This window comes from Streptomyces sp. NPDC005303 (assembly GCF_040607335.1).
Lineage (GTDB): Bacteria > Actinomycetota > Actinomycetes > Streptomycetales > Streptomycetaceae > Streptomyces.
In genome coordinates, this window is sequence record NZ_JBEXGM010000003.1 from 113,165 (window position 1) to 134,400 (window position 21,236).

Consider the following 21,236-nt stretch of genomic DNA (forward strand, 5'->3'; position numbering starts at 1 on the left):
CCACTCAGGGGGCGGGGCGGCCAGCCGCAGTCGCCCCTGGCCCGCCCCCGAACGGTCACCCCACCGACGAGTAGGCCACAACCCCCCGCAGCAGCAGATCAACGGCCTTCCGCGCGTTCTTCGCGACGGAGGAAGATCCGTCGCCCCCCGACACGGGAGCCGCGGCCGAGATCTGCCCCAGCACGTCGATGACCTGCTTGCACCACCGCACGAAGTCCCCGGCCGGCATCTCCGCCTCCCGAAGGACCTCGTCGAGCCCCTTGCCGGAAGCCCACATATAGGCAGCCCAGGCGAACCCGAGGTCGGGCTCGCGCTGGCCCACCCCCTCAGTCTGGTTGATCCGGAAGTCCTCCTCCAGGGCGTCCAGCCGCCCCCAGATCCGCACCGTCTCACCGAGGGCGGCCTTGGCCTTCCCGGACGGCACCTTGGGCGCCATGGCGTCGTCGCCCACCCGGGACTCGTACACCAACGCCGACACGCACGCGGCCAGTTCGGCGGGGGCGAGCCCCTCCCAGACCCCTTCCCGCAGGCACTCACTGGCCAGCAGATCGAGCTCGCCGTACAACCGGGCCAGCCGCTTGCCGTGCTCGGTGACCTCGTTGCCGCGCAGGTAGTCCAGCTCGGTCAGCAGTGCCACGATCCGGTCGAAGGTCCGCGCGATGGTGTTCGTGCGTCCCTCGATGCGCCGCTCCAGCTGCGAGGTGTCGCGCAGCAGCCGGTGGTAGCGCTCGGCCCAACGGGCGTGGTCCTCGCGGTCGTTGCACCCGTGGCAGGGGTGCGCCCGGATCGCCGTCCGCAGCCGTGCGATCTCGCGGTCGTCGGCGGCCTGCGACCGCTGCTTGCGCGCCCGCTCCGGCGGAATGTGCCCGGCCTTGGTGCGCAGCGCGGACGCCAGGTCCCGACGGGACTGCGGCGAGCGCGGGTTGAAGGTCTTCGGGATCCGCATCCGCTCCAACGCCTCGACCGGCACCGGGAAGTCCATCGACGCGAGCCGCTTGACCTGCCGCTCGGCGGTCAGCACCAGCGGCCGGGGGCCGTCGTGGTGCTCGAAGCCCCGGTGGCCGTTGGACCGCCCGGCGGGCAGGCCGGGGTCCAGCACGAGCGCGAGACCGGCGTACTTGCCCGTCGGCACATGGATGACGTCGCCGGGCTTGAGCTTCTCCAGCGCCACGGCCGCCTCGGCCCGCCGCTGGGCGACGCCCTGCCGGGCCAGCTCCGTCTCGCGGTCCTTGAGCTCGCGGCGCAGCCGCGCGTACTCCTCGAAGTCGCCGAGGTGGCAGGTCATGGAGGCCTTGTAGCCGTCGAGCCCCTCCTCGTTGCGCTGCACCTGCCGGGAGATCCCGACGACCGACTTGTCGGCCTGGAACTGCGCGAACGACGTCTCCAGGAGCTCGCGCGAGCGGTGCCGCCCGAACTGCTCCACCAGGTTGACCGCCATGTTGTACGACGGCTTGAAGCTGGAGCGCAGCGGGTACGTGCGCGTGCCCGCGAGTCCCGCGAGGTGCTCGGGGCTGCTGCCGCGCTGCCACAGCACCACCGCGTGGCCCTCGACGTCGATGCCGCGCCGCCCCGCACGCCCTGTCAGCTGGGTGTACTCGCCGGGAGTGATGTCGGCGTGCTGTTCGCCGTTCCACTTGACGAGCTTCTCCAGCACCACCGAACGCGCGGGCATGTTGATGCCCAGCGCGAGCGTCTCGGTCGCGAACACGGCCTTGACCAGCCCGCGTACGAACAGCTCCTCGACGACCTCCTTGAAGGTCGGCAGCATGCCCGCGTGGTGGGCCGCTATACCGCGCTCCAGGCCCTCCAGCCACTCGTAGTACCCGAGGACATGCAGGTCCTCGGTGGGGATCGACGCCGTGCGCTCCTCGACGAGGGCGCGCACCTTGCCGCGCGCCTCGTCGTCGTTCAGCCGCAGCCCCGCGTACAGGCACTGCTGTACGGCCGCCTCACAGGCGGCGCGGCTGAAGATGAACGTGATCGCGGGCAGCAGTCCCTCGGCGTCGAGCCGCTCGATGACCTCGGGCCGGCTCGGTGTCCACACTTTGGACCGCTGCCGCCGCTCGCGCTCCCGGTCGGCCTCGCGCATCGCCCGGCCGCGTCTGCGGTCCTGGTACGACGGCCGCTGGGCCTCCATCCGGGCCAGCCGCGCGAGGTCGGGGTTGACGGCCTTCTTGTTGCCCTCGCCCTCCTCGAACAGGTCGTACATCCGCCGCCCGGCGAGCACGTGCTGGAACAGCGGGACGGGCCGGTGCTCGGAGACGATCACCTGGGTGTCGCCGCGGACGGTGTCGAGCCAGTCGCCGAACTCCTCGGCGTTGGACACGGTCGCCGACAACGACACCAGGGTCACCGATTCGGGAAGGTGGATGATCACCTCTTCCCATACGGCGCCCCGGAAGCGGTCGGAGAGGTAGTGCACCTCGTCCATGACCACGTATCCGAGGCCCAGGAGGGTCTGCGAGCCCGCGTACAGCATGTTCCGCAGCACCTCGGTGGTCATCACGACCACGGGGGCGTCGGAGTTGACGCTGTTGTCGCCGGTGAGCAGGCCGACCTTGTCCGCGCCGTACCGACGGCTCAGGTCCGCGTACTTCTGGTTGGACAGCGCCTTGATGGGGGTCGTGTAGAAGCACTTCTTGCCCTGCTGGAGGGCGAGGTGGACGGCGAACTCGCCGACGATCGTCTTGCCGGAGCCGGTGGGGGCGGCCACCAGCACGCCCTTGCCGGCTTCGAGAGCCTTGCAGGCCTCGATCTGGAAGGGGTCGAGACCGAAGTCGTACATCTCGCGGAAGCCCGCGAGCGCGGTGGCCTGCTCGGCTGCCCGCAGGCGGGCTGCCGCGTACCGCTCGGCCGGTGAGAGGTCCTCTGTCATCGTGCTTTCGAGCGTACCGGGCCCCACTGACAACAGGACGATCATTATCCAGAACCCTCACCGGACGAATCCGCTCCCGGACCGTGTGCGCACAGACCAAAGGGTGCCCCCGTCCCACCGGACGGGGGCACCCAGCCGCTCTCAGCGCGTTTCGTCAGGTCACGTCGTCGTACCCGTTGACCCGATCCGTGGCCGGCTGCTCGGGCAGCGCCCGGCTCGCGGAGACGGTCTCGACCTCGCCGATGTCCTCGGGCGTGAGGTCCAGGTCGGAGGCCTCGTCGTCGTCGGGCCCCTCGGCCTCGCGGCGGCGCTTGCGCCGGTCGTTGAGCAGGGAGAAGAGCACGGCGAAGAAGTACAGCACCCAGATCGGGCCGGCCAGCGCGAGCATGCTCAGCGGGTCCGTGCTCGGGGTCGCGACCGCTGCGAACACGGTGATGCCCATGATCATGCCCCGCCACCAGCCGAGCATCCGCTTGCCGGTGATCATGCCGGTGAGATTGAGCATGACCAGCAGCAGGGGCAGCTCGAACGAGAGACCGAAGACGATCACCATGCGCGTGACGAGCTGCAGAAGATCATCGAGTGGCAGCAGGTTGTCGATGCTGCCGCTCGGCGTGAAGTCGATCAGGACTTTCGCGGTGGTGGGGAGCACCGAGTACGCGAAGTAGGCGCCACCCATGAACAGCGGGGCGCCGGTGAAGACGAACGCGTACGCGTACTTCTTCTCGTGCCGGTGCAGACCGGGGGCGACGAATGCCCAGAGCTGGTACAGCCAGATCGGCGAGGCCAGGACGATACCCGCCGTCAGTGAGACCTGGAGGGCCAGCGTGAACGGCGCCAGCAGGCCGTTGATGGTGATCCGGGCGCACTTCTGGGCGGAGTCGTCCGACGACGCCTTGGCGAGTTCCTCGAAGCTCTTGCTGCACCCGATCGAGTCCAGGATCGGCTTCGTCAGGAAGTTGATGATGTCGTTGTAGAAGAAGGCGGCGACGACCGTCACGATGACGATGGCCAGCAAGGCCTTCGCGAGCCGGTTGCGGAGCTCACGAAGGTGATCCGCGAGAGGCATCCGCCCCTCGGGATCCCTCTCCTCTTTGCGGGCAGACTTGAGCAACCCACGTTCCCATCTCGTGCGGGCGGGCCGGTGATCACCGGCCCCGCGTCAGCGCTTGGTCGTGTCCGTCGGCTCGGTGACCGGGCGCGAGCTCGACACGTCGCCGGGGGCGGCCTGGATGGTGCGCTGAGCCGTGTTCTGCTCGTCGGTGCTGGGCGGGCCGGCCGGGGTGGCCGTGTTGCTGCCGCCCTCTTCCTTCATCGCCTTGGCCTCGCTCTTGAGGATGCGAGCGGACTTGCCGAGCGAGCGCGCCATGTCGGGAAGCTTCTTCGCGCCGAACAGCAGGACGATGACGACGAGGATGAGAATGATCTCGGGGGCGCCGAGCCTTCCGAACATAAGTCTTTACCTTCTCACCGAGGCGGCTTGTGGGGTGCTGTCCGACCGGTCGGACATGTGTCCGATCAGTCGTGCTGACAGCGATCGTAACGCTCAGGGGTGAACGCCTGGCAATCCCTGTGCGTACTCCCGGTTCGCGGCCGAGCCTCGTTATCCGGACCGCGACCAGCAGCGTACCTGCCGACCCGGGCACGGTGACAGGGCGAAGTGGCCCAAAACGCATCCGCCGCTCGACTCACACCCAACTCTCAGCCGTACTCACAGTGAGTCCACAGAACGGGCCGTGCTCACCGCCGCTCGCTCCAGGTCCTCCGCGGCCCGGTTGATGCGGTGGGCGGACTCCGTGACCTGCCGCCCCAGGCGCTGGGCCTCCAGGAAGACCCGGACGGCGAGCACACCGAGAACGACGAGACTCACGAAACCCACAGCTACCGCGAACATCGGCCAGAACATGACACCGAGCCTAGAGGGTCTAAAGGGTGGAGTGCAGCCGCAGCGTCCGCACCCCGCCGCCGGTCAGCAGCTCCACGATCCGCTCACCGGCGGGCTTGCGGACGGCCGCGCCGCACTCGGGGCAGGTGAAGGAGTAGAAGGTGGTGCGGCTGGTCGCGCCGATGGCGAGGCGAAAGGCGCTGGCGGCCAGCTCGAACCGCTCCCGGCAGTCCGGGCAGCCCGCCTTGAAGGTCACCGGAGCCGCGCTTCTCATCCCCGCGAAGGCGGCAGCCACCGTGATGCCCGCACCGGACGTCGCCGACTCGCTCAAAGCCCCTGCTCCTGCCTGTCGTACCGACCGTCGTCCTGCCCCTCGCGCCCCGCGCCCGCCCCCTGCGCGCCCAGCGCCTCCACCCCGTCGTAGGCCGCCAGGGCCTCGCGGGCCGCCTCGCGGGCGCTGTCGGCCAGGTCGCGGGGCGAGACGATGCGGCCGTCACGGCCGAGCCGGAGCGCCAGCCTGCGCAGCGATGCCGGGTCGGGGGTGCGGAGAGTAATACGCAGCCCGCCGTCGGAAAGCTCATCCGCACTGTCGTGCGGGTAGTACTCGGCGACCCAGCGGCCGCCGGGGCCGACCTCCACGACCACCTCGGGGTCCTCGGCCGCGGGCTGCACCAGCCCCTCCGACAGGTCCCTGAGCTCCACCTCGGGCGGCGCGGACGGCTCGTCGAGGATCTTGATCTCGGCGACCCGGTCGAGCCGGAAGGTGCGCCGCGCCTCGGAGCGGCGGCACCAGGCCTCGACGTAGGTGTGGCCGACGCTGACCAGGCGGATCGGATCGATCTCACGCTCGGTGAGCTCGTCACGGGCGGGTGAGTAGTAGCGGATCCACAGGCGCCGGCGCTCGGCGATGGCCCGGTCGACGTCCGCGAAGACGCCGCCCTCCGACTCGAAGGTCACCGACAGCCGCGCGCTGGCACCGGCGGCCTCACCGGCCGCGGTCTCCACCTTGGCGGTGGCCCGCAGCAGCGCCTGCCGGTCACCCTCCCTGAGACCGGGCAGCGTGGAGACCGCGCGGGCGGCCACCAGCAGCGCGGTCGCCTCGTCGGCGGCGAGCCGCAGCGGGTCGGCCGTCTCCTCGCCGAGCGCGGCGGGGTTGTGCCACCAGATCCGCTCGCCGTCGGTGTCGATGTCGAGCAGATCGCCGCCGCGGAAGCTGGTGCCGCACATGGGCAGCACATCGAGGTCGGAGACCAGCTCGTCCTCGGTGATCCCGAAGGCGCGGGCCACGTCCTCGACCCGTGCTCCGGGGCGCTCCTTCAGATAGGTCACCAGCGAGAGCATCCGCCGGGTCTGGTCGATCGCGTTCGTGGGCCTGACCGGTTTGCCTGCCACAGTTCTCTTCCGCTCCCCCTCAGCCCTTGGCCACGGCACGCAGCCGGTCCACCACGTCGGCCCGCAGCTCGGCGGGCTCCAGGACCACCACGTCCGGACCGAACTCCACCAGCCAGGCGTCCAGGCCATGGCCGTACGGAATCTCCAACTCGTCCCAGCCGTCGCCCAGTTCCCGCACCGAGGTGGCCTTCGCCCGCAAGGGGTACCCGGCGCCCGTGCGCAGCCGGATCAACGCGCTCCGGTCGGCGGTCTCCCCCGCCCAGCCCGCCACCGTCTCGCGGACGGTGACGACGTCAGGGACCGGGGCCGTGAACCGCGCCCCGCGCGAGCGCACCTTGCCGGTGATCCGGGAGAGCCGGAAGACCCTCTCGGCACCGCGGTCCCGGTCGAATCCGGCCAGGTACCAGTGGCCGCGCCAGCACTCCAGCGCCCACGGCTCGACATGGCGCGGCTCGGGGCGGGCGGCGGTGGCCTTGCGGTAGTCGAAGACGACCGGGCGGCGGTCGCGGCAGGCGAGCATCAGCGGCTCGAAGGAGGCCTCGTGCACCGGGATGCGCGGCTCCAGCGCGCCGTGCGCCTCGTACGGGTCGACGTCCTCGGGCAGCCCCGCCGCGCGCAGTTTCTGCAGCGCGCCACTGGCCGCACCGGCGAGCCTGGCCTGCTGCCACACCTTGGCGGCCAGGCCCAGGGCGGCGGCCTCCTCGGCGTCGAGCGTGATGGGCGGCAGCCGGTTGCTGTCCCGGCGGGCCAGATATCCGACTTCGCCGTCGAGGTTCTCAACGGTCTCGATCACGAGCCCGAGTTCGCGCAGATCGTCCTTGTCGCGCTCGAACATCCGGTTGAAGGAGTCGTCGGAATTGGCTTCCAGGTAGGCCTCGATGGACTCCCGGAGCTCACGCTTGCTCAGCGGCCGTCGCGTCCCGAGCAGACACAGCGCCAGGTTCATCAGCCGCTCGGCCTTGGCAATGGCCATCGACGCCCTTCGCCTCCCTATGGTGCTTACGGACGTTGACCGTACCGCCCCGAAGGAGCAAGGCAAAAGCCGAGGGCCCATGCCCGGACAGGCATGGGCCCTGGTCGATCAGGTCCGGTCGGATGTCATACGGCGATCCGACCGCGACGCGATCATTTACGGCGTCTCCGGCGACTCCGGTACGACGATCAGACGCCGAGGAGGTCGACCACGAAGATCAGGGTCTCCCCGGGCTTGATCGCCGGAGTCGGGCTCTGATTGCCGTAGGCGAGGTGGGCCGGGATGGTCAGCTGGCGACGGCCGCCGACCTTCATGCCCTGCACGCCCTGGTCCCAGCCCTTGATGACCCGGCCGCCACCCAGCGGGAAGCGGAACGGCTGACCACGGTTCCAGCTGGCGTCGAACTCCTCGCCGGTGCTGAAGGAGACGCCCACGTAGTGGACGGTGACGGTCTGGCCGGCCTGCGCAACCTCGCCGTCGCCCTCCCAGATGTCCTTGATCTCCAGGTCCGCCGGGGGCGCGCCCTCAGGGAAGTCGATCTCGGGCTTGTCGATGCTCACGTCACTCGCTCCTGCTTGTTCACGGAAAGGCAACAGGGTCCAGTCTTACATCCCGGTCACGGAGACCTGCGCGCATGTCCCCCCGTGCGTCACATCTTCGCGAGGATGTCCACGGTGAAGACCAGCGTGGAGTCCTTCTCGATACCGCTGCCGGCCGGCGGGTTGTCGCCGTAACCCAGCTTCGGCGGAATGGAGATCAGCACCCGGCTGCCGACCTTCTTGCCGGTCAGCCCCTGCGCCCACCCCTTGACGACCTGCTGCAGCGAGAACGACGCCAGCTGCTTGCGGCTGTACGTCGAGTCGAACTCCTTGCCCGAGTCCCACACCACGCCCTTGTACTGCACGAGCAGCGTGCTGTCGGCCGCGACCTCGTCGCCGTCACCCTCGATGACGTACTCCGACACCAGCTTGGTGGGCGCGTCCGCCTTGGGGATCTCGATCGAGGGGGCCTTGCCGTCGGTGTTGGTGCCGACCTTGGGCAGCTTGGCGTCACTCTGCGCGACGTTCTTGCCCTTGGCGGAGCTCTTCGCGTTGAACGTGTCCTGCACATCGACGACGAACACCAGCGTGTCGGTGCCCTTGATGCCCGCCTGCGCGTTGCCCTCCTTGCCGTACCCCCAGGTGGGCGGGATGGAGAACTGCACCCGGCTGCCGGCCTTCTTGCCCGACAGGGCGTACCGCCAGCCGTCGATGATGCTGTTCTGCGCGAGCTGGATGACCAGCGCCGTCTTACGGTCGTAGGAGTTGTCGAAGACCTTGGCCGTGCTCCAGATCTGACCCAGGTAGTGGGCCTGGATGTAATCGCCCTCGGCGATGGTGGTGCCGCCGCCCGCGATGACCGTTTTGACCGCGAGGTCCTTCGACGGGTCACCGGTGCCCTTGGCGACCGTCGGCTTCTCACCGAACTTCGTGCCCGCCGTGATCGCCGGCAGCGGACCGGCGACGATCTTCGGCGGCGGCGCCTGGGAGGCCGAGGACGACGGCGAGGGTGACGCGCTGTCGCTCGCCTTGCTCGAGTCGGACTTGTCGTCACCGCATGCGGCGAGTGTGGCCAGTCCTGCGGGAACGGCGATGAGAAGGGAGCGTCGGCGCACGGTGAGAGCCTCGTAATCGGTCGATCTTGTTGATGGCGTGCGCGCAACTCTACGGCGTGAGAAGGGCGCCGTACGGGAAACGTACGGCGCCCGTGTTGCGTTCCGGCAGTGCCGCGGAACGCTTTGCTCACATTCCGGCGATCAGTTTCTCCACCCGGTCGTCGACCGATCGGAACGGGTCTTTGCACAACACCGTGCGCTGCGCCTGGTCGTTGAGCTTGAGGTGGACCCAGTCGACGGTGAAGTCCCGACGCTGTTCCTGAGCCCTGCGGATGAAGTCACCGCGCAGCCGGGCCCGAGTGGTCTGCGGCGGAACGGACTTGCCCTCGAAGATCTTCAAGTCGTTGCAGATACGGGCGGCTTGGCCCTTCCTCTCCAGAAGGTAGTAGAGCCCACGACGGCGGTGAATGTCGTGATACGCGAGGTCTATCTGCGCGACCCGCGGGTGGGACATCGTCATGTTGTGCTTGGCCCGGTACCGCTCGATGAGCTTGTACTTCATGACCCAGTCGATCTCGGTGCCGATCCGGTCGAGGTCCTCCGCCTCGATCGCGTCCAGCGTCCGGCCCCACAGCTCCAGGACCTGGTCGACGGTGCCGGTACGGATGCCACGCCGCTCGACGAAGTCCACGGCCTTCTCGTAGTACTCGCGCTGCACCTCCAGCGCGGAGGCCTCCCGGCCGCTGGCCAGACGCACCTTGCGCCGGCCGGTGATGTCATGGCTGACCTCGCGGATCGCCCGGATCGGGTTCTCCAGGGTCAGGTCGCGCATCACGGTGCCCGCCTCGATCATGCGCAGCACCAGGTCGGTCGCGCCGACCTTGAGCAGCATGGTCGTCTCGGACATGTTCGAGTCGCCCACGATGACGTGCAGGCGGCGGTAGCGCTCGGCGTCGGCGTGCGGTTCGTCCCGGGTGTTGATGATGGGCCGGGAACGCGTCGTCGCCGAGGAGACGCCCTCCCAGATGTGCTCGGCCCGCTGACTGACGCAGTACACCGCGCCCCGCGGGGTCTGCAGCACCTTGCCGGCACCACAGAGAAGCTGCCTGGTGACCAGGAACGGAATGAGAATGTCCGCGAGCCGGGAGAACTCCCCGTGACGCGCGACGAGATAGTTCTCGTGGCAGCCGTAGGAGTTGCCGGCCGAGTCCGTGTTGTTCTTGAAGAGGTAGACGTCGCCCGCGATTCCTTCCTCGTGCAGGCGTCGTTCGGCGTCCACCAGGAGTCCTTCGAGAATGCGCTCGCCCGCTTTGTCGTGGGTGACCAGTTCGGTCACGTTGTCACATTCGGGTGTCGCGTATTCCGGATGTGAGCCCACGTCGAGATAGAGGCGTGCGCCGTTTCGCAGAAAGACATTACTGCTGCGGCCCCATGACACGACACGGCGGAAGAGGTACCGCGCCACCTCGTCGGGAGACAGGCGTCGCTGTCCCCTGAACGTACACGTGACGCCGTACTCGTTCTCCAGCCCGAAAATGCGGCGGTCCATGACTGAACATTACGCCCGATCCCCCGAGCTGAAACGGGGTTCGGCAGCACGGTTTGGATCATTTTCCGATGAAGCCGCAACCACCGCCCGCCGGGCGGGAGCTGCGAGGACCCGCCCGGTGGCCAGCAGGACCACCAGCGACACACCCCCCGCGACACCCGGCACGGCGAAGCCCCACAAGGCCCCGCCACCCTCGACGACCGGGCCCGCGAGCCCCGTTCCGACCGACGCGCCCACCGTGAACGTCGTCACGATCCACGAGAACGCCTCGGTCACCGTCCCGGCCGGCGCGTGCCGGTCGACCAGCACGAACGCACACGCGATCACCGGCGCCAGAAACACACCCGCGAGGACCATCAGCAGCGTCATGGCGACCGCGCCCGGCATCAGCGTCAGCGGCAGGTAACACACCGCCAGAAAGCCCACCAGGACCTGGAGTCGCCGCGCGGGCTCACCGGCCCACTGCCGCGCCCCGTACACCGTGCCGCCCACCAGGGCCCCGAGACCGATCCCGGCCATCAGCCAGCCGTACACCGCGTCCCCGCCGTGCTCGTCCGCGTACGGCACGGACGCGACCGTGATGGACCCGAGCGCCATCCCGACGAACAGGAACGCGCCCAGCAGCGCCAGGAGCCCCGACGAGCGCAGCGCACCGAGCCAGTGCGCCGCACGCGGCCCGGAGCGCCACGTGCGCGAGGGCGGCGACAGGACGACCGAGAGCGCCCCGAGGACCCCGATGACGTTCAGCACCACCAGCGCCGCCTGTGCCGACCACAGCGACACGCACAGCGTCACCAGCAACGGCCCCACGGTGAACATGACTTCCTGCGCCACCGCGTCCATGGCGTACGCCGTGTGCACCTGGTCCTCCCGGCGCAGCACGCTCGGCCACAGCGCGCGCAGGCCGCCCTCCAGCGGCGGCGTGAACAGGCCCGCGGCCGCCACGGCCACGTAGGCGAGCGGAAGCGGATCGGTGCCGGTGAAGGCGAACACGGCCATCGCGAGAGCCGACAGCACGGCGGACGGGAGCTGCACACGAGGCTGGCCGTGCAGGTCGACGAGCCGCCCGAGCACCGGCTGCCCCACGGCGTTGGCGACCCCGTAGACGGCCGCCAGAACTCCGGCGAGGCTGTACGTGCCGCCCTGGGCACGGACGAACAGCACGATCGCGATCGCCGCGGTGGCGTTCGGCAGCCGGCCCACCAGCGTCCCCGTCAGCAGGCGTGCCGCATGCCTCGCCCTGAGGATCTCCAGGTATCCCGCGGCCATGTCCCGCCTCCAAGTAATACGTATAACTTCGCCTCCCATACGTACCATGTGCGCTGTTCGGACGTCCAGACGAAGGAGCGGACCCACGGTGGCACGCAGCAGCACGCGACCGACCAGCCGCGACGTCGCACAGGCGGCCGGAGTGTCCCAGGCCGCCGTCTCCCTCGTCCTCGGCGACAAGTGGCGCGGCCGCGTCTCCGAGACCACCGCCGAACGCGTCCGGGAAGCCGCCCGCGACCTCGGCTACCGGCCCAACCTCGCCGCCCGCAACCTCCGCCTCGGCCACACCCGCACGGTCCTCCTCGTCGTCCCCGCCCTCACCACCGAGTTCTTCGCCGGCGTCTACACCGGCGCCGCGCGCGTCGCCGCCGACCACGGCTTCGGCGTCGTCCTCTACCCCTCCCCCGAAGGCATCGGCCCCGCCCGCGACCCCTTCGCCTCCGCCCAGGCCGCCCTCGACGGCGTCATCGCCTCCTCCATGGCCGCCGACGCCCTCACCGCCATCCGCGGCGACCAGCTCCCCCTCGTCATGCTCGACAGCGACCCCTCCGGCAGCCTCGGCGCCGCCACCGTCAACCTCGACATCACCGACGGCATCCGCCAGGTCGCCGCCCACCTCCTGCACCTCGGCCACCGCCGCTTCCTGCACCTCGCGGCCGACATCCCGTCCTGGACCTTTGAGGTACGCGCGCGCGAACTGGCCGCACAGCTGGCCGCGGTACCCGGCACCTCCGTCCGCACCGCCCACGCGCCCATCTCGATCGACGGCGCGCTGACCGCCGCCGAGGCCGCCCTCGCCGCACCCGGCCCCCGCCCCACCGCCCTCGTCTGCGACGACGACAAACTCGCCGCCGGCGCCTACAAGGCCGCACGACGACTCGGCCTCCGCGTCCCCGACGACATCTCCGTCACCGGCCTGGACGACCTCGCCCTCGCCACCGCAATCGACCCCGAGCTCACGACCGTACGACTGGACGCCGAGCTGTTCGGCGAACGCGGCATGCAAGCCCTCCTGGCCGTCCTGGAGGGCCGCACACCCGACGCGGGAGACATCCCCGTCGAACTGGTCGTACGAGGCTCCACAGCCCCACCCAGCCCCTCCTGAACGCCCTGTGCCCCGGCCTGGTGATCGGCCGGGGCACAGAAAGGGTGAAGGTCTGGCAGGACAGACGGACTACTCCTCCTCGGAGCCCTCCGCCTCGTCCGCACTCTCCGCCTCGGTGGACGCACCGCCGGCCTCCAGCAACCGACCCAGCTGACGCCCCACGATCCGCTTGAACTTCCGCTTCTGCGGACGCGTACGGTCCAGCACCGCGACCTCCAGCCGCTCCGCGGGGATCTCCCGCTCACTGCCGTTCGTGTCCCGGGACAACGCCTGCACGGCCAGCTTCAACGCCTCCGCCAGACTCATACCGTCCTGATGACGCTGATCCAGATAGCTGCTGATCGTCTCGGCATTGCCGCCCACCGCGACCGAGCCGTGCTCGTCCACGATGGAACCGTCGTGCGGCAACCGGTAGATCTGGTCCCCGTCCGGCGTCTCACCCACCTCGGCCACGACCAGCTCCACCTCGTACGGCTTCTCACCGGCCGAGGAGAAGATCGTGCCCAGCGTCTGGGCGTACACGTTGGCGAGACCACGAGCGGTCACGTCGTCACGGTCATAGGTGTAACCACGCAGGTCGGCATAGCGCACGCCGCCGATCCGCAGGTTCTCGTACTCGTTGTACTTGCCGGCGGCCGCGAAGCCGATCCGGTCATAGATCTCGCTGAACTTGTGCAGCGCGCGGGACGGATTCTCGCCGACGAACACGATGCCGTCGGCATACTGCAGCACGACCAGGCTGCGACCACGGGCGATGCCCTTGCGGGCGTACTCCGCCCGGTCGGCCATCGCCTGCTGGGGGGAGACATAGAACGGCGTCGACACCGGTTATCCGTCCCTTTCTGTGGAAGTCACTGCGATCACCTTGAACAAGACGACAAGCGCCTACAGCAGCGCGGCCCGCGGGCCGTCGGGCTGCTCCAGCCGCCGCTCGAGAATCGAACGGGCGATCTCGGAGGACTCCTCGTCGGTGAGCCGACGGAAGCCGTCCTCGGTGATCACGGTGACGATCGGGTAGATCCGGCGGGCGACATCGGGACCACCGGTCGCCGAGTCGTCGTCAGCCGCGTCATACAGGGCCTGCACCACGAGAGTGGTGGCCTGCTCCTCGGTCAGGTCGCCACGGAAGAGCTTCTTCATGGCACCGCGGGCGAAGACCGAGCCCGAGCCGGTGGCGGCGAAGTTGTGCTCCTCGGAACGGCCGCCGGTGACGTCGTAGGAGAAGATCCGCCCCCTCTCCCGGTCCACGTCGTACCCCGCGAACAGCGGCACCACGGCCAGCCCCTGCATCGCCATGCCGAGATTGGAACGGATCATGGTGGACAGCCGGTTCGCCTTGCCCTCCAGCGACAGCTGGGCGCCCTCGACCTTCTCGAAGTGCTCCAGCTCCAGCTGGAACAGCTTCACCATCTCCACGGCGAGACCGGCGGTGCCGGCGATCCCGACGGCCGAGTACTCGTCGGCCGGGAACACCTTCTCGATGTCCCGCTGGGCGATGACGTTCCCCATGGTCGCCCGACGGTCACCGGCGAGCACTACGCCCCCCGGGAAGGTGACGGCCACGATGGTCGTCCCGTGCGGAGCCTCGATGACGCCCTGCATGGGCGGCAGTTGCCGGTTGCCCGGCAGCATCTCCGGCTGGTGCTCGGACAGGAAGTCCATGAAGGACGACGACCCAGGCGTCAGGAAGGCAGCTGGTAGACGCCCGGTGCTACGAGTGTTGGCTTCCACGCGATTCCTTCCAGGTAAGCGGCGGCCCGACGGACGGCGTCGGGATCGTCTCCCAACTTGCCGATGGCCGAATTGCAGTTGAAGCACAGTACGCCTCGGACCCTACCCGTCTTGTGGCAATGATCCACATGCACGGGCGGAGCCTTCAGACAGATCACGCAGAGCCCCATCTGAGAGGCGACCATCTCGTCCCGCTCGGCTTCGGTGAGGCCGTACTCGCGCTTGAGATGGTCTTGCCGCCCCTGGACTGCTCGACAGGCCTTACAGCGTGTAGACAGGCCATCGGATGCGGTGGAATTCCGATGCCAGTCGCTGTGTGGCTTCACTTCGCCGCACGTGCGGCAGAGCTTGTGTCCGTCCGGGACATCCACGTGTTCCCGAACCGACTTACCCATGGCCTCTCGGCGCCGCCGGTAGTGCGCGGCGCTGTACTGCGCCACGCACTCCCGACAGTGCACCTGGAGGCCGTCACGCCGGTTCTTGTCCCGGGCAAAAGCCGCCAGAGACAGATCCCGCCTACATTTGCGGCATTCCTTGCTGCTCGGTTCCTCGGCCACCCATCCCCCCGCAACCTTCAAAACGAAGGCAAAGTAGCCAATCGACCTCTACTCGCCGCCTTTTTGCACGAAGGAGCGCACGAAGTCCTCGGCATTTTCCTCGAGTACGTCGTCGATCTCGTCCAGGACCGAGTCGACGTCGTCGCTCAGCTTCTCCTGGCGTTCCTTGAGGTCCTCGGAACCCTGCGTCTCCGCAGTCTGCTCCTCGACCTCCTCGGTGTTGCGTGTGGCCTTCTGCTGTCCGCCGCCGGTGTCCTTGGTCGCCATAACCCCTCACCCCGCTCGGTTCGCCGTTCTTGATCAGACCCTACAAGCAGGGTCTGACATCGGCCCCGCAGTTCCTACAACGTACGGGGGCCATCTCGATGATTCCCTCTGGCCGGGTTTTCCACCCTGTGGGGCGGCCCGGCCCGGGTATCCGTTCAGTTGCCCGACAACACCCTGACCAGGTCTTCTGCCGTGCGGCAGCGGTCCAGGAGCTCCTTGACGTGATTTCGCGTTCCGCGAAGCGGTTCGAGGGTTGGGACCCGCTGGAGCGAGTCCCGGCCCGGGAGGTCGAAGATCACGGAGTCCCAGGAGGCCGCGGCGACGTCGTCGGCGTACTGCTCCAGGCAGCGGCCGCGGAAGTAGGCGCGGGTGTCCTCGGGGGGCTTGGTGCGGGCCCGCTCGACCTCGTTCTCGTCCAGCAGGCGCTTGATGCGGCCGCGGGCCGCGAGACGGTTGTAGAGGCCCTTGTCGGCCCGTACGTCGGCGTACTGGAGGTCCAGGAGGTGCAGCTTGGCCGCGTCCCAGTCGAGGCTGTCACGGCGCCGGTAGCCGTCCATGAGTTCCCGCTTGGCGACCCAGTCGAGCTCGCCGGCGAGGCTCATGGGGTCGTGTTCCAGGCGGTTGAGCGTGTCCTCCCAGCGGGCGAGGACGTCCTTGGTCTGGTCGTCCGCGTCGGCGCCGAAGCGTTCCTCGACGTACTTGCGGGAGAGTTCGTAGTACTCCATCTGGAGCTGGACCGCGGTGAGTGTGCGGCCGCTGCGGAGGGTGACCAGGCGCTGGAGCGTCGGGTCGTGGGAGACCTGGTGCAGGGTGCGGACCGGCTGGTCGACGGCGAGGTCGACGGCGATGAAGCCGTCCTCGATCATCGACAGGACGAGGGCCGTGGTGCCGAGCTTCAGGTAGGTCGAGATCTCCGAGAGGTTGGCGTCGCCGATGATCACGTGGAGGCGGCGGTATTTCTCGGCGTCGGCGTGGGGCTCGTCGCGGGTGTTGATGATGGGGCGCTTGAGGGTGGTCTCGAGGCCTACCTCGACCTCGAAGTAGTCGGCGCGCTGGCTGAGCTGGAAGCCGTGTTCGTGGCCGTCCTGGCCGATGCCGACGCGGCCTGCGCCTGCGAAGACCTGGCGGGAGACGAAGAAGGGCGTGAGGTGGCGCACGATGTCCGAGAAGGGGGTTTCCCGCTTCATCAGGTAGTTCTCGTGTGTGCCGTAGGAGGCGCCCTTGTTGTCGGTGTTGTTCTTGTAGAGGTGGATGGGCTGGGCGCCGGGGAGCTGGGCGGCGCGTTCGGCGGCTTCGGCCATGATGCGTTCGCCGGCCTTGTCCCAGAGGACGGCGTCGCGGGGGTTGGTGACCTCGGGGGAGCTGTATTCGGGGTGTGCGTGGTCGACGTAGAGCCGTGCGCCGTTGGTGAGGATGACGTTGGCGAGGCCGATGTCCTCGTCGGTGAGCTGGCTGGAGTCGGCGGCTTCGCGGGCGAGGTCGAAGCCCCGCGCGTCCCGCAGCGGATTCTCCTCCTCGAAGTCCCAGCGGGCCCGGCGGGCCCGGTGCATCGCCGCCGCGTAGGCGTTGACGATCTGGGATGAGGTGAGCATGGCATTGGCGTTGGGGTGGCCGGGGACGGAGATCCCGTACTCCGTCTCGATGCCCATTACTCGCCGTACGGTCATGCGGCCCTCCTTGCCCGGCGGCGCCCTCGGTCGGGGGCGGCGCTCAAGTACCGCTGGCGCTCCGGTGCGTGTGCGGTGCCCGTCCCCGCACTGCGCGACTCGGCGGTACCGATGAGCCTAGAACGGCTCTGCGCTGGTGGGGAGATCATTTGCGTCATTGCCTTGCTCGCGTTTGATCCGGTTGGTTGCCTGAAAAACAGTCGGCTGCGGGTACCCCGGTGAGGGCACCCGCAGCCGCCCTGTTTTTACAGGTACTGACCGGTGTTCGCCACCGTGTCGATGGAGCGTCCGGTGTCGGCGCCCTGCTTTCCGGTGATGAGGGTGCGGATGTAGACGATCCGTTCGCCCTTCTTGCCGGAGATGCGGGCCCAGTCGTCCGGGTTGGTGGTGTTGGGCAGGTCTTCGTTCTCCTTGAACTCGTCCACGCAGGCCTGGAGGAGGTGGGAGACGCGGAGGCCCTTCTGGTTGTGGTCGAGGAAGTCCTTGATCGCCATCTTCTTGGCGCGGCCGACGATGTTCTCGATCATGGCGCCGGAGTTGAAGTCCTTGAAGTAGAGGACTTCCTTGTCTCCGTTGGCGTAGGTGACTTCCAGGAAGCGGTTTTCCTCGGATTCGGCGTACATGTGTTCCACTGCCGTCTGGATCATGCTCTGGACGGTGGTGGCCTTGCTGCCGCCGTGCTCGCCGAGGTCGTCGGAGTGCAGGGGGAGGCGCTCGGTGAGGTACTTGCCGAAGATGTCCTTGGCGGCTTCGGCGTCCGGCCGCTCGATCTTGATCTTCACGTCGAGGCGGCCGGGGCGCAGGATCGCGGGGTCGATCATGTCCTCGCGGTTGGAGGCACCGATGACGACCACGTTCTGCAGGCCTTCGACGCCGTCGATCTCGGCGAGGAGCTGCGGGACGATGGTGTTCTCGACGTCGGAGCTGACGCCGGAGCCGCGGGTGCGGAAGAGGGATTCCATCTCGTCGAAGAAGACGATGACGGGTGTGCCCTCGCTGGCCTTCTCACGGGCACGCTGGAAGACGAGGCGGATCTGCCGCTCGGTCTCGCCGACGTACTTGTTGAGGAGTTCGGGGCCCTTGATGTTGAGGAAGAAGCTCTTGCCGGTGGCCTGGCCGGTGACCTCGGCGACCTTCTTGGCCAGCGAGTTGGCGACGGCCTTGGCGATGAGCGTCTTGCCGCATCCGGGGGGTCCGTAGAGCAGGACGCCCTTGGGTGGGCGCAGTTCGTGCTCCTTGAACAGGTCCGGGTGGAGGTAGGGGAGCTCGACGGCGTCCCGGATGGCCTCGATCTGGCCGCCGAGTCCGCCGATCTGCTCGTAGCCGATGTCGGGGACCTCTTCGAGGACGAGTTCCTCGACCTCGCTCTTGGGAACGACCTCGTAGACGTAGCCGGAGCGCGGTTCGAGGAGCAGGGCGTCGCCGGGGCGGATGGTCACGTCCAGCAGCGGCTCGGCGAGCCGTACCACCCGTTCCTCGTCCGTGTGTCCCTGCACCAGGGCGCGCTCGCCGTCCTCGAGGATCTCCTTGAGGGTGACGATGTCGCCGACGCTCTCGTACCGCATGGCCTCGACCACGTTGAGAGCTTCGTTGAGCATCACTTCCTGGCCGCGTCGGAGCTCTTCGAGTTCGACGCTGGGGCTGACGTTCACCCGCAGTTTGCGGCCGCCGGTGAAGATGTCGGCGGTGCCGTCCTCGTTCGCTTCGAGGAAGACGCCGAAGCCTGCCGGGGGCTGTGCGAGCCGGTCGACCTCCTCCTTGAGGGCCACGATCTGGTCGCGGGCCTCACGGAGCGTGTTGGCGAGTCGCTCGTTCTGGGCGGACACGCCGGCCAGGTTGGTCTGCAGCTCGACGATCCGCTCTTCGAGAATCCTCGTGTGTCGCGGAGAGTCGGCGAGCTTGCGTCGCAGGACGGCGATCTCCTGCTCAAGGTAGGCAATCTGCCCGGACGGGTCGTCGGACCCTCGTCCCGGGCGGATGCCGCGGTTCATGTCGTCGTCGTGGGCTGCCACGGTCCTCACCTCCTCCAAGGGGAGCTGGACGCTTCCAGACCCTACCTGGGTGGGTGTCGATTGAAACCCCTAGATCACAAAGACTGTCGAGGTGTGTCCGATCTTCACCCTTGCGCTCTCCCTCACGCCAGGGGAATACCCACCGAACAAGATTGGAAAGCTGCCGAAGGTAGGGTCGAAGTGTTCAACACCCGTCAGAGCTGGCCGGATTCCCGTTCAGCTCGGCACATAAACGGCAGGAGAGATGAGAGTGCAGCAGGAGGTCGGGGCCGGCGGCGAGACCCTGGAGGTCTGGATCGATCAGGACCTCTGTACCGGTGACGGCATCTGTGCCCAGTACGCGCCGGAGGTGTTCGAGCTGGACATCGACGGTCTGGCCTATGTGAAGGGCGCGGACGACGAGCTTCTGCAGGCCAGGGGCGCCACAACGCCCGTACCGCTGCCGCTTCTCACGGATGTGGTCGACTCGGCGAAGGAGTGTCCGGGCGAGTGCATTCATGTACGTCGAGTTTCGGACAGCGTCGAGATCTACGGTCCGGACGCGGAGTGACCGGAAAGACACCCTGCGTGACCGCTGTCTGATTTCTCACAGATGTGATCGCTTCGGTCAGACGGTGTGCGTACCCGCGGGGGTCGAGCGGATGAACGTGCCGTCCTTCCACTGCCACTTCGCCTCGTCCTTCACGTCCGGGCAGCAACTGGGTACGTCGGACGTGGAGTAGCCGAGCAGGGTCGCGAGGACGGCGCCGTCGCTCAGTGTGAAGTCGGTGACGGTGTTGCGCGTCTTCGGGCTCAGCAGGGTGGCGACGACCCGGGGTTCGCCGGTGCCCTTCGCGTGTGTGATGACGTAGACGGCGTCGGGCGGGGTGCCCATGGGTGCGTCGCAGTGCACCACGACGACTGTTTCCGGCCGTCCGTCGCCGTCGAGGTCTCCGGAGACCCGCTTCTGCACCTTCGCCTTGACCGGGCCGCAGTCGATCGGGAAGTGGACGTGCGCCGGGTCGGGCGCCGTCGTGACCGCCGGGGCGGTTCTGGCTTCGGGTCCGGCTGCCTGGGCCGCCGTCGCGGGGTTGGGCTGCAGGACCGAGGAGAGGGCCACCACTCCCGCCACGGCGGTTGCGGTGGCGACCCAGTGGATGGGGCGGGTGTGCGTGTGTGCCAGTTCCGGGACGGCGGATTGCTGCACTCGGAGCGTCTCCTGTGAGGGCTGTGCCGGTGGGGGGGTGGCCAGCATGGTGCCACACGTCACAGGTGGGGGGAACGGCGGGGTGGGTACTTGGGCGGGTTCCCCTGCGGTGGGTTCTGCCGCTGTCTCAACAAGAGAGCGTCGGGGTGGAGTTCCCCTGGTCTGCGGGAACTCCACCCCGACGCCTGTACGTTGTCCGCGGCACGGAGCCGCCTCAGCGGCCGGAGCCTCCGTCGGCGTTGGGGCCGGTGTAGTCCTCGCCGTAGGCGCCCTTGGCGGGGCGGCGGCGGCGCATGGGCGGCTCGACGCCGTCGGCGAGGCGGCGGGCGGTGAGGAGGAAGCCGGTGTGGCCGATCATGCGGTGGTCCGGGCGGACGGCCAGGCCTTCCACATGCCAGTTGCGGATCATCGTCTCCCAGGAGGTCGGCTCGTTGAAGGAGCCGATCTCGCGGATGGACTCGACGGTCCGGGCGAGCTGGGTGGTGGTGGCGACGTAGCAGCAGAGGATGCCACCGGGGACGAGGGCCTTGGAGACGGCCTCCAGGCATTCCCAGGGGGCGAGCATGTCGAGGATGACGCGGTCGACGTCGGCGTCGGACAGGTTGTCCTGGAGGTCGCCGACGGTGAGCTGCCAGGCGGGGTGCGGGCCGCCGAAGTAGCGTTCCACGTTCTGCTGGGCGATCTCGGCGAAGTCCTCGCGGCGCTCGTAGCTGTGCAGCATGCCCTGGTCGCCGATGGCGCGCAGCAGGAAGCTGCTGAGCGAGCCGGAGCCGACGCCTGCCTCCACGACGCGGGCGCCGGGGAAGATGTCGGCGAAGGCGAGGATCTGCCCCGCGTCCTTGGGGTAGACCACGGCGGCGCCGCGGGGCATGGACAGGACGTAGTCGGGGAGCAGGGGGCGCAGCGCGAGATAGGCGACGTTACCGGTGGTGCGGACAACGCTGCCCTCGGGTGCGCCGATCAGCTCGTCGTGGGGGAAGGAACCCTTGTGGGTGTGGAAGTTCTTTCCCTCTTCGAGCGTGAACGTGTAGTGGCGGCCCTTGGGGTCGGTCAGCTGAACCTGGTCCCCGACCTTGAAGGGCCCGCGCCTGCGGGCGGCACCGGTCGGTTCGGACATGTGAACAGCCTACCGGTCCGCGGCGGGGCCGCCGACCACGCCGATCGGCGCAGCGGG

Annotated in this window: 21 protein-coding genes; 2 read left to right on the plus strand and 19 right to left on the minus strand. The window is 68.6% G+C overall.

What is annotated here, in order from left to right; all coding sequences use genetic code 11:
- Window positions 1–55 precede the first annotated feature (55 nt).
- The 11 genes from ABZT93_RS06945 to ABZT93_RS06995 form a co-directional block, all read right to left on the minus strand.
- Window positions 56–2,920 (minus strand): DEAD/DEAH box helicase, encoded by a 2,865-nt coding sequence (locus ABZT93_RS06945; protein ID WP_356100086.1) that lies wholly within the window; start codon window positions 2,918–2,920, stop codon window positions 56–58.
- Window positions 2,921–3,029: 109 nt separating this feature from the next.
- Complete coding sequence (tatC, locus tag ABZT93_RS06950) at window positions 3,030–3,989, minus strand: twin-arginine translocase subunit TatC (RefSeq protein WP_356100090.1); 960 nt, start codon at window positions 3,987–3,989, stop codon at window positions 3,030–3,032.
- Between the two features lie 48 nt (window positions 3,990–4,037).
- Window positions 4,038–4,328, minus strand: coding sequence for a Sec-independent protein translocase subunit TatA (gene tatA, locus ABZT93_RS06955; RefSeq protein WP_356100093.1), 291 nt, complete (start codon window positions 4,326–4,328; stop codon window positions 4,038–4,040).
- 258 nt (window positions 4,329–4,586) lie between these two features.
- The gene (locus ABZT93_RS06960; RefSeq protein ID WP_356100096.1) at window positions 4,587–4,781 is read right to left on the minus strand and encodes a hypothetical protein; all 195 of its coding nucleotides are present in this window, start codon (window positions 4,779–4,781) and stop codon (window positions 4,587–4,589) included.
- Between the two features lie 19 nt (window positions 4,782–4,800).
- Window positions 4,801–5,091 (minus strand): hypothetical protein, encoded by a 291-nt coding sequence (locus ABZT93_RS06965; protein WP_280852532.1) that lies wholly within the window; start codon window positions 5,089–5,091, stop codon window positions 4,801–4,803.
- A complete protein-coding gene (locus ABZT93_RS06970; RefSeq protein ID WP_356100099.1) occupies window positions 5,088–6,152 on the minus strand; it encodes a WYL domain-containing protein in 1,065 nt (354 codons plus the stop codon). Before ABZT93_RS06970 ends, ABZT93_RS06965 begins: the two co-directional genes overlap by 4 nt.
- Before the next feature lie 19 nt (window positions 6,153–6,171).
- Window positions 6,172–7,125, minus strand: coding sequence for a WYL domain-containing protein (locus tag ABZT93_RS06975; RefSeq protein WP_062230116.1), 954 nt, complete (start codon window positions 7,123–7,125; stop codon window positions 6,172–6,174).
- Window positions 7,126–7,313: 188 nt separating this feature from the next.
- On the minus strand, window positions 7,314–7,685 hold the full coding sequence (locus tag ABZT93_RS06980) for an FKBP-type peptidyl-prolyl cis-trans isomerase (RefSeq protein ID WP_007380855.1): 372 nt from the start codon (window positions 7,683–7,685) through the stop codon (window positions 7,314–7,316).
- A gap of 89 nt (window positions 7,686–7,774) precedes the next feature.
- Window positions 7,775–8,779 carry an FKBP-type peptidyl-prolyl cis-trans isomerase gene (locus ABZT93_RS06985; protein WP_356100104.1) on the minus strand — a complete coding sequence of 335 codons (1,005 nt, stop codon included), beginning with the start codon at window positions 8,777–8,779 and terminating at the stop codon, window positions 7,775–7,777.
- A gap of 127 nt (window positions 8,780–8,906) precedes the next feature.
- Window positions 8,907–10,268 (minus strand): Pup--protein ligase, encoded by a 1,362-nt coding sequence (gene pafA, locus ABZT93_RS06990; protein ID WP_020117715.1) that lies wholly within the window; start codon window positions 10,266–10,268, stop codon window positions 8,907–8,909.
- Window positions 10,269–10,277: 9 nt separating this feature from the next.
- Window positions 10,278–11,537, minus strand: coding sequence for an MFS transporter (locus ABZT93_RS06995; protein ID WP_356100106.1), 1,260 nt, complete (start codon window positions 11,535–11,537; stop codon window positions 10,278–10,280).
- 88 nt (window positions 11,538–11,625) lie between these two features.
- On the opposite strand from ABZT93_RS06995, the gene ABZT93_RS07000 reads away from it, so the two are divergent.
- On the plus strand, window positions 11,626–12,642 hold the full coding sequence (locus ABZT93_RS07000; protein ID WP_356100109.1) for a LacI family DNA-binding transcriptional regulator: 1,017 nt from the start codon (window positions 11,626–11,628) through the stop codon (window positions 12,640–12,642).
- Window positions 12,643–12,711: 69 nt separating this feature from the next.
- Here the strand turns inward: ABZT93_RS07000 and prcA are convergent, their stop codons facing one another.
- The 6 genes from prcA to arc all read right to left on the minus strand — a co-directional run bounded on the left by prcA (window position 12,712) and on the right by arc (window position 18,876).
- Window positions 12,712–13,467 (minus strand): proteasome subunit alpha, encoded by a 756-nt coding sequence (gene prcA / locus ABZT93_RS07005; RefSeq protein WP_356100112.1) that lies wholly within the window; start codon window positions 13,465–13,467, stop codon window positions 12,712–12,714.
- 60 nt (window positions 13,468–13,527) lie between these two features.
- Entirely contained in the window at window positions 13,528–14,373 is an 846-nt protein-coding gene (prcB, locus tag ABZT93_RS07010) for a proteasome subunit beta (protein ID WP_329261561.1), read from the minus strand.
- Window positions 14,325–14,930, minus strand: a complete 606-nt coding sequence (locus tag ABZT93_RS07015) for an endonuclease VII domain-containing protein (RefSeq protein WP_356100115.1) — start codon at window positions 14,928–14,930, stop codon at window positions 14,325–14,327. The genes prcB and ABZT93_RS07015 overlap by 49 nt, the downstream gene beginning before the upstream one ends.
- Before the next feature lie 48 nt (window positions 14,931–14,978).
- Entirely contained in the window at window positions 14,979–15,197 is a 219-nt protein-coding gene (locus ABZT93_RS07020) for a ubiquitin-like protein Pup (protein ID WP_007380863.1), read from the minus strand.
- Between the two features lie 155 nt (window positions 15,198–15,352).
- The gene (gene dop, locus ABZT93_RS07025) at window positions 15,353–16,864 is read right to left on the minus strand and encodes a depupylase/deamidase Dop (RefSeq protein ID WP_356100118.1); all 1,512 of its coding nucleotides are present in this window, start codon (window positions 16,862–16,864) and stop codon (window positions 15,353–15,355) included.
- 245 nt (window positions 16,865–17,109) lie between these two features.
- Window positions 17,110–18,876: a proteasome ATPase gene (gene arc / locus ABZT93_RS07030; RefSeq protein ID WP_356100121.1), complete on the minus strand. Its 1,767-nt coding sequence runs from the start codon at window positions 18,874–18,876 to the stop codon at window positions 17,110–17,112.
- Window positions 18,877–19,120: 244 nt separating this feature from the next.
- Here arc and ABZT93_RS07035 point away from each other — a divergent pair, with 244 nt between their 5' ends.
- Window positions 19,121–19,426, plus strand: a complete 306-nt coding sequence (locus tag ABZT93_RS07035; RefSeq protein ID WP_356100124.1) for a ferredoxin — start codon at window positions 19,121–19,123, stop codon at window positions 19,424–19,426.
- 57 nt (window positions 19,427–19,483) lie between these two features.
- Here ABZT93_RS07035 and ABZT93_RS07040 read toward each other — a convergent pair whose 3' ends face one another.
- Window positions 19,484–20,062, minus strand: a complete 579-nt coding sequence (locus ABZT93_RS07040; RefSeq protein ID WP_356100127.1) for a hypothetical protein — start codon at window positions 20,060–20,062, stop codon at window positions 19,484–19,486.
- 214 nt (window positions 20,063–20,276) lie between these two features.
- The gene (locus ABZT93_RS07045; RefSeq protein WP_356100130.1) at window positions 20,277–21,179 is read right to left on the minus strand and encodes a tRNA (adenine-N1)-methyltransferase; all 903 of its coding nucleotides are present in this window, start codon (window positions 21,177–21,179) and stop codon (window positions 20,277–20,279) included.
- Window positions 21,180–21,236: the final 57 nt, after the last annotated feature.